The organism is Desulfosporosinus sp. I2, from assembly GCF_000960765.1.
Lineage (GTDB): Bacteria > Bacillota > Desulfitobacteriia > Desulfitobacteriales > Desulfitobacteriaceae > Desulfosporosinus.
Genome location: NZ_JYNH01000140.1, coordinates 1 through 12,266 on the forward strand (window position 1 = coordinate 1; position 12,266 = coordinate 12,266).

Below are 12,266 nucleotides of genomic sequence, written 5' to 3' on the forward strand. Positions count from 1 at the left end.
TAATGCATCTGCCAGAGCAGTATTCATCAGTCCACTATCTTTTTGATTCTGTAAATAGTTACCGACCTCTCGCTTGTTGAGATTTCCCTTCTCAGCCTCTCTTCGCTTTGTAAATGCTGAAAGTTTTTCACGATGTCCGCAGACACAGGAGAACAATTTATGATCTCCGTCTCCTTTGATCTCCATCTTTTTATGGCATTCCGGACAGCGGGCATTCGAGGTTTGCGAGAGTCCTTTTCGGTAGCCACATTCCCGATCTTGACAGACAAACATCTCGCCCTTTTTGCCCTTGACTTGCAAAAGGTACTTTCCACACTCTGGGCACTTATTTCTCGTCAAATTATCATGCTTAAAGCTCTGAGCACTGCCCATGACCGTAGATACCAATTGCGTGGCGTATCCCCTGATTCCCTTCAAAAACACCTGGCTATTAGCTCGGCCTTTGCTAATCTCGGTCAATTGCTGTTCCCACTTGGCGGTGAGTTCTGGTGACTTTAGTTCAGTTGGAACTAAGCTAATCAGTTGAATTCCTTTCGAAGTGGGTATAATCTCTTTCCCTTGACGATTCATATAAAAGGAATTGAAAAGCTTTTCAATGATTTCTGCTCGGGTTGCCGGAGTTCCTAGTCCATGGCTTTGATCCATCGCTTCCCGTAGCGTTTGGTCTTCAATTAATTTTCCCGGATGTTCCATCGCCGAAAGTAACGTGGCCTCAGTATGTCTGGCTGGAGGTTTAGTTTTACCTAATACTAACTTAGCCATCAGATTTTTAAGCACCTCTCCTTTACGAATTTCTGGGAGAGTTTGCTCTACGTCACCATCTCCATCTATATCTTCAACTGGATCCTCTAAACTGCTAGAGCCATGTCCTTCATAAACCTTCCGCCACCCTTTAAGCTTAACGACCTTCCCTTTAACCGTAAAAATTTCTCCCATTATCTTGACCTTAACCATGGTTTGTTCGTATTCAAAGGCCGGAGAAAGCACAGCAAGAAACCGCCTAACAATTAAATCATAAATCTTCAATTCTTCCGAACTAAGTCTAGACAACGTAGGAGGTTGTTCAGTTGGAATAATCGCATGATGGTCTGATACTTTAGAACCATCTACAAATCGTTTCGTAATCATCAATTTATTTCTCAAAATACTCCGCGCCAAATCAACATAAGGTCCCAGGGCAACGCTTTTTAAGCGTTCCGGTAAAGTGCTGACAATATCTTCACTAATATGTCGGGAATCGGTACGTGGATAAGTCACTAATTTATGATTCTCATAAAGTTGCTGCATCACAGAGGAGGTTGTTTTAGCGGAGAATCCATATTTGCGATTAGCATCCCGTTGAAGTTCGGTCAAATCATACGCTAAGGGAGGGAGTTCTTTTTTAGCTTCTTTCCTAACCTCGATCACCTCCCCCGCCTGGCCCGTTACTTTTGCGAACAGCTCCTCCGCCTTGTTTCGATCAAAGAGGCGGGTTTGACCATTCTGGTCTTGCCAGCGGAGAGTAAAACCGCTACCTAATAGATTAATCGACCAATAGTCTTTAGGAACAAACTGTTTAATCTCAGCTTCGCGCGCCACAACCATCGCCAAAGTAGGAGTTTGTACTCTGCCTGCAGAAAGTTGGGCATTATATTTACACGTCAAGGCCCGGGTGACATTTAGCCCGATTAACCAATCTGCTTCTGCGCGACATTCTGCTGCAGCAAATAAAGGCTCATAATCCCTACCAGGCTTTAAATTGTTAAACCCTTCTTTAATAGCGCGTTCAGTTAGAGAGGAGATCCACAAACGTTTAATGGGTTTTCGCCAACCCGCTTTTTGGATAATCCAGCGCGCGACTAGTTCGCCTTCTCGCCCCGCATCCGTCGCAATAATAAGGTCTGCAATGTCCGGACTTTTCATGAGATTCTTAACCACGCCAAATTGTTTCGACGTTTCTTTCATGACGACTAGTTCCATCTTGGTTGGGAGCATTGGCAGGTCTTCCATTTTCCAGGTTTTATATTTTTCATCATATACTTCTGGATCTGCCAGCGTCACTAAATGTCCTAGGGCCCATACCACAACATAGTTTGAGCCCACGAAGCATCCATTACCTTTCTGGTTACAATGAAGGATTTTCGCAATTTCGCGACCCACTGAGGGTTTCTCTGTTAATACTAATGTCTTTCCCATGTCATAACTTCCTATCTTTTATCAATTTTCAAGTCTCCACTTCTTAAGTGGGGTGTTCCTTTTTGATAACTTACGACAATGACACCAAAAGCGACTAATGCTAACGCCAAAAGCATGTTTAAGGTCAGTCGTTCACCCGGGATGAAGATCGCGGATAAGATAGCACCAGAAATGGGGGTCATGAATTTAAAAACACTAATTACTCCCGCTTTGTTGCCTCTTAAAATAGCATACCAGAGAGAAAAAGCGGTAGCCGAGAGAAAGGCAGAATAAACAAGCAGAATTAGCGCTTTGTTCGTAAAAACCATAGCGTTAGGTTTTAACCCAGGTAGCCCGACTGCAATCAAGAGTAAGGAACCTAAGAGCATTTGCCAAGCTGTTAAAACAAAGGGATGAACTTCTTTCGACATTCGTTTTGCTAAGATAGTTCCGAAAGCGCCGACAAGTCCAGATAAAATCATAAATCCTTCGCCCTGCCATGAGAAATCCAACGTAAAATTCCTTCCGGAATTAACCAAAATAATTCCCCCAAAACCTGCAATTAAACCAAGAACCTTACGTAGATCTAATCGATCATCCTGATAAACGAAGTGGGCTAAAACGACGACAAAAAAAATCCCCGCAGACTGTAAAACAGCACCTTTCATTCCAGAGGTATGTGCTAAGCCACTATAAAAAAGGAAATACATTAAACTAATTTGCAATATTCCCAGCAAAAAGAGCTGAGGAAGCATGGTTAGTTTAACTTTTGCTGACTGCCGCAATCCAATGATAATCATGGCAAAAATAAGTATACCAGCTAAAAAAAAGCGCATTCCAGCGAGTACAATTATTGCGGAACGGTCACTCGCGGCTATCCCAAGCTCTTGATAACTGACTTTCAAAACTGGAAAAGCACTCCCCCATAGTACAGCACAAAACAGGGCAATAACAATGACCCAATACCGATTAGTTAAGTAGAATCCATAATTGCGTTCTTTGTTTCGATTTAAACTCATTATTTAGTCCTTCCTAGCGAATCCGAATAATTCTTTGTTCTAATTTCTCAATAATAATGCTTATCGTGGGAACGGTCAAACAGACAAAGAAAACTTGGCTGGCGCCCGCGAAGACACTGTCTTCGCACGAATTAGCCTTCTCGCAGACACTGTCTTCGCACGTGTTAGCTTAGCGGAGAAGCCTTGGCGAAGGCGGCCGCCTTAGTTGCACTTATGCTTATCAGAAACTTATACTTTCTGATAGCGCAAAAGAGAGAACCTAGTAAGGTTCTCCCTAGCAAAACGTAAGCCTACTCTCCTGCATCATGTAGTTATGTCAACCCACTGACCCTTAGTCAGTTCCACTAATTCATCCAAGCTTAATTTTATGGCAGTATTCGATGCACCCGCAGCCGGGAAAACCTGGGCATAAGCTTGTAGGGAAAAATCCAGGTATATCGGGATCGGCTGCTTTAACCCAAACGGACATACACCACCGACAGGATGTCCGGTTGCCTCCGATACCTTTTCAGCCTCGGGCATCTTTGCCTTAGTGTGAAAGATTTCTTTGAACTTCTTATTATCAAGTCGCTTATCTCCAGCCATGAGAACCATGACAAAATCGTCGTTCACTTTAAATAGCAATGACTTTGCTATTTCTCCTGGAGTTACTCCTAACGCTTCCGACGCTTTCGAGACAGTACTTGTATCTTCAAATTTCAAGATCTCAATTTGTTTATTGTTTTGCCTTAAAAACGCCTGGACTGTTGCAACTGACATTACTCTTGATTCCCCCAACATAAATCTTCATTTAAACTAATAATTGCCTTGGCATACATCTCACGGTCAATGACAAATTGCATATTCACCTGTCTAAGGGACTGTGACACACACTTAATGTTAATATTATTTTTGGCCAAGGCATTTGCCGCTCTGGCCAAAATCCGAGGCATTGCAATATTCGACCCGATGGCACAAACAATCGCCGCTTCCTGAACAGTAACCGTTCGATATTCAGCCTCCAATTCGGATACCAATGCTTGATCAAGATCTGCTTGCCAAATGACAAGTGAAATACTATTAGCATTTGTAGTTTTCATAATGTAGCTAATATTATACATTTTAAACTTTTTCATAATATCTAAATCAAATCCAGATTCTCCAACCATAGAGGTATCATGGATTTCCAAGACAACAATTTTATCTGATCCGGCAATGATTTCGATCTTCGCTTGAGGACCAATATAATCATTAGAAATGACTGTCCCTGGGTGGTTAGGTTCGAAGGTATTTTTAATGCGAAGGTTGATCCCTGCAATCTCTAACGGTTTAGACGCATTAGGATGAATAGCTTCCATACCAATGTCAGCAAGTTGATCAGCAACATCATAATTTGTCCTACCTACAGGAATAGCTTTATCGACGCCCACTATTTTAGGATCTGCTGATGATAAGTGATACTCCTTATGAATAATTGCCTCATCCGCAGCAAGGTGGGTAGCAATTTTGGAAAAGGTGATTTCTGAGTATCCCCTTTCGTATTGCCGCATAATTCCTTCGATCCCTTTCGTATAACCGGTAGCTACAATGATTGCTTCTTGAGGATTAATATTTTTAAAGGATTTCTCGATGCGATCGCTAATGGAAAGTTGTTTTGAATCACGGAAACCGGTTAAATCCACCAACTCCGCAAGAATGCCGTTATTGCGCAGAATATTTACCGTATTAAAGGCGGAATGGGCCTCACCGATCGAGGCCAGTAACTCCCTAGCCGCCGAATAGATACTGTCTCTTCCTACATACCCGGAAGCAATAATATCCTCCATACTATTAAGATATGCTTTTGTTTGCATAACACGTTCAACTATAAATACTCGACAAACTTTAGGGTTCAAACCTAGGTCGATAAACGTGTCATTAATTTTAAGTGCCTCACTTAATAGATCATCCATGGCTGTTTCATAGTCTTCCCCTTTGATAAAACGTTGGTAGATACCAGCAGCTTTAGTCTTTTTATCTTCAAGCAGCATATTCGTCACCCCTGCATAGGCAGAAACGACAAACACCCTTCCATAACGAAAACCTTCCGAACTTGGGAAGCCTATGATGTCATTAAGAACAGTTTGAAATTGGAGCATTGATGTGCCACCGATTTTTTCCACAGTTAACATAATATAAACCGAACCCCTCTTCTGTTTCATTTTCTCCATCCAAGACATAATTCGTCGAAAATTAAGATATTCCTTCTACCCTACTGAATTTCGCTGAATCCCACCTCAAAAGACTGACCTTTGTTAATTTATATTAAAAGCCATCTCTTGTTCGTCAATGACAGCAAGAGATGGCAATATCTAAAGTAGAACTATTATACTACCTTATAAGCAATACTTTGCTTTGACTTGGGCGACAATAGATCGATCACTGGGCGATTTTTACGACGCATGGCCAAATAATCCAGCACTCGCTCAGGTGAAGTGTTAAGAATCTGATGCTGAGAAATCCCCGCCTCACGAACTAATTCTAGAGCTTCACCAAATTCACCGACTCGATCCCAAAAATGGGCATCACTCCCTAAAATTACAGGTCCTTTATACTTAGCCATGTAATGGGCAATGAAACGGCAATTTTCAAGAGCACCGCTTTTGTCTGTAATGGTTGAAAGCGAGCTATTATTAATTTCAACTGGGATATTCAAAAGGGCCGAGGCATGCGCAATTCGCTCAAGATCCATTTCAAAATAGGTTCGCCCTGGGTGAACCATCATATCCGTATAAGGGTTTTCCATAGCATTAATATACGCTTGAGTATTCTGTTCACTATTCCCCCCTGGATAGCAGATCTCGTGAAGTCCAACAAGAACTAGTTTTAGTTTAGCTAGATAATATAACGGTACATCTAGCTCTCCTTCATAGTTCGTAATATTAGCTTCAACCCCTGGTAATAACTTTACCCCGGAGATTTCTTCAGGAAGAATTGACAAATTACCAAAATGGTACAGATGAGGAGCACCCGGCATACTTGGCCCATGATCCGTCATTCCCATTAACTTTATTCCTTTACGGGCAGCAGCTTGCGCGTTTTCAGTAATAGTACTATAAGCATGTCCGCTCGAAAGAGTGTGTGTATGTAAGTCGACTAATAGTTCCATTTAATCACCTCATTTTTATCCACTTTAGTATGAAAACCACTAAGTTTGAGCTATCTCCTACTAAAGCTATCTTATACTTTACGTGTAAAGTATAAATTATGCTTAAGTTAAGTTTCTGTAATTATTCTTCTTTGAAGTAGCAATAAATCGAAGTCGCAAAAATCTGTTTATTACTTCAATTGGCATAGGCCACGACTACCTTGTCGTGGCCTATGCCAATATCAAGTTTTAGTTACTAACCCCTGCTAAAATAGCGACTTGAATTTGCTAACATAAATAATGGCTTTCTCAAATAATCGATCGGGTATAAATCATCTCTAGCCGAAATAAGCGCCATTATCTTCCCGATCTTGGATAACGGATCGATAGCAACGATTACAAACGCGTCTTTTTCTGGGCTTAAAGGATAGATAACATTATTTTTGTTCAAAACGTCATGATAGGCGTCCAGTGTAAGCATTCTAAAATCGCAGTTACGCCACCGAATATCATAAAGTTTAAAGGCTTGATGGGCAACTAATGGTAAAAAAAGTTCTTCAGTCAAATACAATTCGATTCCCATCATATACCCTTCACTATCGAGATCATTCCAGTATTCACAATGAAAAGCTTTGTCCACTGCATCTCTGTACGTCTTCGTTGCCAAACGCATTTGGCCCAAACTTTGACCCATGCTCAACCACTTAATCCTTGGGATACTGAGACTATTTACATCATAGTAAAGCCCGATATCGCTTTTTTCGAGGGTATACTCGTCAGTTGTTTGATTAGGCATAAGGTAGATATAACCCATTTGCATGTTGTTATCGCAGGTAATAAGCACAGAACATCCCCCCCAAAGCTTCGTATCCCAGCTTGTCTGGTTACAAGTTTCTTACCTAACTTTTGTCTAATTATTCTATCATTAATTCTGTGTAAGTGCACATTTTTCCTGCTATCTTGAGTATACAATTTTCGTTATCCATATGGCAAGTAATACTGAAGAAATGAGAGTTAGGAATAGCCCTTGGCTAAAATTGCTACCCCCTCTCCTGTTGTCAAAGCTGTAATAGTTCTCAATCTCCTGATTAGACGGGTAGCCTCCAACTATGGTATTCTTAAGGGGTATACTTATATAACAGCCCACAAAAAATGCTGCCAAAGGAGTATTTTCATGCCTCGCTTTAACCTTTCTGAACAAATGATTCTAGATTTAGCAGATAATGATCGTGTCTATAAAAAGGGAGTTTCCTATTATACAGCTGGCAGAGTCTATAATTTTAGTTTTTCGCCCGATAAAGGCCTCATCAACGCTTCTGTCGTGGGAGGTCTTCGCTATATGGTTCAGGTTGCCTTTGAGAAGGATAGTACCCTACGTTCATATCGTTGCACATGCCCGGCTTTCAAGGAATACCCTGGAGCCTGTAAGCATGTGATCGCGGTCTTAAAAACTGCCCAACAAAAATTACCGCCAGGTTGGACTGAACCGGTCGTTCAGAACCACGTCGTTGAGGAGCTTCTCAGCGTTTTTGCAAACCAGCGCCAAGAAAGTATTTTCGAAGAACTTACTCTAAACGTAGAACTTCAAACTACGCCCGGCCATCGTCTTTCTACTCATTTACAGCTTAAGCTAGGCTTACAGCGACTTTATGTAATAAAAGACATCGGACAATTTCTCACTGCGCTTAAATCGGGACGCCCCCTAGAATTCGGGAAGCAATTTACTCTTGAGCCCGCAAGGCAAGCCTTCAACGAGGAAGACCGTGGGCTAATTGACATGCTACAAGAAATGCATGAACAACATTTAGCTTTAACCGAAATGCAAGATCCCTTTTATTCAACGACCGGACTCAATCAAAAAACCTTGCCTTTAACGGGCTATTACTTAAGCAAGTTTTTAGATGCTTTAGGAGATAAAGCGTTTTTTTGGAGTTACGGTTCTGCAACCCTAACGTCCACCCAAATTGTTCGACAAGGGTTGCCCATCGAATTTTCTCTCCACTCTCAAGGCCAGGATCTTGCCTTTTCTCTCGAAACGGATGAAATGCCGCTCCGTCTGACAAACGATGGGAGCTACTACATATACCAAGATAAAATATATCAATCTTCCCCGAACCAAAAGGAACTTCTATTACCGCTTCTCTCAGCCCTCCGCAAAGGAGCCATGACCAATCTTGTAATTCCAGCAGCCCAGAAGGAGCTTTTCGCCTCAGAAGCACTCCCAATAATCGGGAAACTGGGGCCAGTTATCATTGATCCAAGTCTAGAAGATAAATTTAATCAGGAAATCTTACAAACCAAACTCTATTTTGATCGTTCTGCCGATCAGGGCCTGACTGCCCGTTTGGAATTTCACTATGGGGATACAAAGATTAATCCGTTTTCTCCGACTCGAGATATCAGCAATGAATCAGCGACTAGCGATATTATTCTGATCCGTTCTGTCCATCAAGAACGAAAAATCCTCAACATTCTTGAACAAGCCGATTTCATTGTGTCCAAGGGAAAAATCTCCCTTGAAGGTGAAGATAAAATCTTTGATTTTACGGTTAACTGGCTTCCCAAGCTACAAGACCTTGCCGAACTCTATTATTCTGATCAGTTTAAGCTCAAAATTCGCACCTCTACCACCTTCTCTGGACAAGTTCGCTTAGACCAAACTCTAGATATCTTAGAAATATCCTTTCAATATAATGATATAGATCACGATGAATTATCAGATATCTTTCAATCTTTACACTTAAAGAAAAAATACCATCGCCTACGTGACGGCTCTTTCCTCGATCTAAACCAACCAGAAATGAACGCGGTTGCCCAACTTATCGAAAACTTGAACCTTAAAACTTCTGATCTTAACGAAAAACTGCTTAACCTACCTAAATACCGTGCTATGTATATTGACAGCTTTTTGCGTCATGCCAACCTACCTGGAGTGCAACGTAATAAAGCGTTTAAGCAATTAGTCCAGAGTATCTTAGAACCTCAGGACGGAGAATTTGAAATACCAGTCGAGCTGCAACCTATCTTAAGAGATTATCAAAAAACAGGCTTTCAATGGCTAAAAACATTAGCCTCCTATGGTCTTGGAGGCATTCTGGCCGATGATATGGGGTTGGGTAAGACGGTGCAAGTCCTAGCCTTCATCTTATCTGAAAAATCAAATGCCTCCGGCACCGCCTTGGTGATTGCTCCCACCTCCTTGATTTATAATTGGCAGGAAGAAGCGAAGAAATTCACCCCTACTCTTCAAGTCTTAGTCGTAGAGGGTGCTCCCCAAGAAAGACAACTCCAATTGGCCGAAATAAACGAAGATTGTGACCTAGTCGTTACTTCTTATCCCATATTACGGCGGGACATCGATGATTTTGCAAAACTTAACTTTTCTTACTGTTTTTTAGATGAAGCCCAACACACTAAAAACCCACAAACTCTAAACGCAAAATCTGTCCAGCAAATTCGAGCCAAAGGCTATTTTGCGCTTACCGGAACACCCATTGAAAACTCACTTTCTGAGCTTTGGTCCCTCTTTAATTTTATCATGCCTGGTTATCTCCTCTCCCATCAAGACTTCCGTAAAAAATTCGAAATCCCCATTATTAAAGGGGAAGACTCCAAAATTCTTATGGAATTAAGTCGACATACTAACCCTTTCATTCTCAGGCGACTGAAGAAAGATGTCTTAAAAGAACTGCCTGACAAAATCGAAACTCAGTTAAATGCTTCCTTGACGGAAGAGCAAAAAAAGCTCTACCTCGCCTATTTACAGGAGGCAAAAGGTCAAATCGCTCAAGAAATTGCAACAGTGGGTTTTCACAGGAGCCATATGAAGATTCTTGCTGCTCTAACTAGACTTCGACAAATTTGCTGTCACCCATCAATGTTCATCGATAATTACCACGGTGAGAGTGGAAAAATGTTGCTCTTTCAGGAAATCCTAGTTGACGCCTTAGATAGTGGTCACCGAATCCTGGTTTTCTCCCAATTCACGACAATGCTGGATATTATCCAAAGCTATCTTAACTCAGTGGAAATTGAGCATTTCTATCTTTCAGGCATAACAAAAGCAACCGAACGTATAAAAATGGCCAACTCTTTTAACAACGGGCAAGGTAAGGTCTTTTTAATATCCCTGAAAGCTGGTGGCACTGGGTTAAATCTAACCGGTGCCGACATGGTCATCCATTACGACCCCTGGTGGAACCCCGCTGTCGAAGACCAAGCAACAGACCGAGCACATCGTATCGGCCAAAAGAACGCGGTCCAGGTGATCAAACTCATTACTCTGGGAACCGTCGAAGAAAAAATTAACGCTTTACAGGCTAAGAAAAAGATGCTCATCGATTCAGTGATCCAGCCAGGAGAAACCATGCTCGCCAAATTAACGGAGAAAGAACTCCGAGAACTTTTTGATTTGAATTAGCCCAAAGGTCTATATCGCTTTCGCAAATTCCAAATTATTGTACACTTGAAATCGTCACTTCCAACAAATTTAGGTTGACCTTGCTAATCACAGTTATGATTGACTTGTAGGAAAGAGAATAAAAAAAGTAGTGCCATTATTTCCAGTTTCAAACTTAAATACCGCGTTATGCCTTTCAGCAATTCCCATGGAAATCGCCAACCCCAGTCCAGTTCCCGTTTCTTTGGTCGTGAAAAATGGAGTCCCCATTTTCTCCTGTATCTCGGTAGGTATTCCATTTCCTTGGTCTCTGATAGCTAAGACAACTCTATCTCCTTTTAAATAGGTACATATAATCACACTTCCATGTTCAGTTGTAACGTCCAACCCATTGCGCACCAAATTTAGGATAAGCTGTTTGATTTCATTTTCGTTGATCATGATATCAGGTAATAGTTCTAAATCCGTGGCTACTTCTTTGTTGCTATTGTAAGCATCTGCTTGGAGCATCGGGTATACTTTATTGATCACATCATTAATATTACGAGGTAAAATATTCTCAGCGTTTGATTTAGCCAATGACAAAAAATCCGTAATAATCGAATTAGCACGGTCAATCTCAGAAATCATTAAATCCATATACTCCTTATCTTGGGTATAATTGGATTTTGACCCAATTAACTGCAAGAATCCCTTTACCGTAGTAAGGGGATTTCGAATCTCATGACTAATTCCTGCAGCTAATTGGCCTATTAAATTAAGTCTTTCTAATCGTCCCAGCTCTTGCTGTTGCCGTTTCAGCTCAGTGACATCTCGGAAAAAAACCGTTAAGCCTTCCTTATATGGATAAGCATGATATTCATGGTTTTGATCAGGACTTGCAAAGCCTCCGGCTTCCCAATGAACCGATTCATTTTGGGACATTGCTTCTTGCATTTTAACATAGGTTAAGGAATCGATAATCTCAGGAAATACCTCCCAAATACTTTTTCCGATTAGTTCAGAGTTATTCCCGGAAATAGACTTTTGAATTTGCTTATTAACAAACGTAAACTGCCAGTTGCGGTCTAATGCATAAAAACCGTCTGAGATTCCTTCCATGATTTTGATTATGTTAAGTTTTGATGATTCCAAAGCAATGTTCATCTGTTTTAAATCATCTGTGAAACAAGTTATTTTATTTAAAACAGGTTTTAATTCTGGTAATTTGATTAAAATATCCTTATGTTTACTATCATTATTAATAATAATATTGCAAAATCTCCCTAAATATGATTCAATTTGTTTCATATGTTTCCTGATTAAAATTATAATTAAGGTTGATAAACTTAAAGCTAATATTACTATTGCACTCAATTCATAAAAAGAGACTAATACTAAATCAGCATTCTTTGCATAAGCCCAAACATAACTTATTATTTTTTCCTGATCATATATTGGCAGGATGACCTTAATCACTTTATTACTATCTGATATGTTATTAAAATTGTTCGCTGATATTAAAGAACGAATTTCATCAAATGCAAAATTATCATTATATTGATTTTCAATGACTAAATCTAATTCATTATCATAATAACCTATTATC

At 40.6% G+C, this 12,266-nt stretch carries 8 protein-coding genes; 1 reads left to right on the forward strand and 7 read right to left on the reverse strand.

All coding sequences use genetic code 11. The annotated features are described in order from the left end of the window. From UF75_RS21130 to UF75_RS21155, 6 genes are all read right to left on the reverse strand, one after another. Window positions 1-2,175, reverse strand: a 2,175-nt coding sequence (locus UF75_RS21130; protein ID WP_045576535.1) for a DNA topoisomerase III, incomplete at its 3' end; no start/stop codon positions are given. An 11-nt stretch (window positions 2,176-2,186) separates the two neighbouring features. Next, window positions 2,187-3,173: a DMT family transporter gene (locus UF75_RS21135; protein WP_045576536.1), complete on the reverse strand. Its 987-nt coding sequence runs from the start codon at window positions 3,171-3,173 to the stop codon at window positions 2,187-2,189. 303 nt (window positions 3,174-3,476) lie between these two features. Then, window positions 3,477-3,932 carry a YbaK/EbsC family protein gene (locus tag UF75_RS21140; RefSeq protein ID WP_045576537.1) on the reverse strand — a complete coding sequence of 152 codons (456 nt, stop codon included), beginning with the start codon at window positions 3,930-3,932 and terminating at the stop codon, window positions 3,477-3,479. Further along, window positions 3,932-5,323: an aspartate kinase gene (locus UF75_RS21145; protein WP_045576541.1), complete on the reverse strand. Its 1,392-nt coding sequence runs from the start codon at window positions 5,321-5,323 to the stop codon at window positions 3,932-3,934. Before UF75_RS21145 ends, UF75_RS21140 begins: the two co-directional genes overlap by 1 nt. Window positions 5,324-5,517: 194 nt before the next feature. After that, entirely contained in the window at window positions 5,518-6,300 is a 783-nt protein-coding gene (locus UF75_RS21150; protein WP_045576538.1) for a phosphatase, read from the reverse strand. A gap of 235 nt (window positions 6,301-6,535) precedes the next feature. After that, window positions 6,536-7,123 (reverse strand): hypothetical protein, encoded by a 588-nt coding sequence (locus tag UF75_RS21155; protein WP_045576539.1) that lies wholly within the window; start codon window positions 7,121-7,123, stop codon window positions 6,536-6,538. A gap of 330 nt (window positions 7,124-7,453) precedes the next feature. On the opposite strand from UF75_RS21155, the gene UF75_RS21160 reads away from it, so the two are divergent. Next, on the forward strand, window positions 7,454-10,699 hold the full coding sequence (locus UF75_RS21160) for a DEAD/DEAH box helicase (protein ID WP_045576540.1): 3,246 nt from the start codon (window positions 7,454-7,456) through the stop codon (window positions 10,697-10,699). Between the two features lie 93 nt (window positions 10,700-10,792). Here UF75_RS21160 and UF75_RS21165 read toward each other — a convergent pair. Then, window positions 10,793-12,266: ATP-binding protein (locus UF75_RS21165; protein WP_052693505.1), on the reverse strand; the 1,474-nt coding region annotated here is incomplete at its 5' end.

Coding starts and splice junctions, on each gene's coding strand:
- UF75_RS21160 (WP_045576540.1), top strand. CDS start 7,454: ATGCCTCGCTTTAACCTTTCTGAACAAATGATTCTAGATTTAGCAGAT.
- UF75_RS21145 (WP_045576541.1), bottom strand. CDS start 5,323: ATGTTAACTGTGGAAAAAATCGGTGGCACATCAATGCTCCAATTTCAA.
- UF75_RS21150 (WP_045576538.1), bottom strand. CDS start 6,300: ATGGAACTATTAGTCGACTTACATACACACACTCTTTCGAGCGGACAT.
- UF75_RS21135 (WP_045576536.1), bottom strand. CDS start 3,173: ATGAGTTTAAATCGAAACAAAGAACGCAATTATGGATTCTACTTAACT.
- UF75_RS21140 (WP_045576537.1), bottom strand. CDS start 3,932: ATGTCAGTTGCAACAGTCCAGGCGTTTTTAAGGCAAAACAATAAACAA.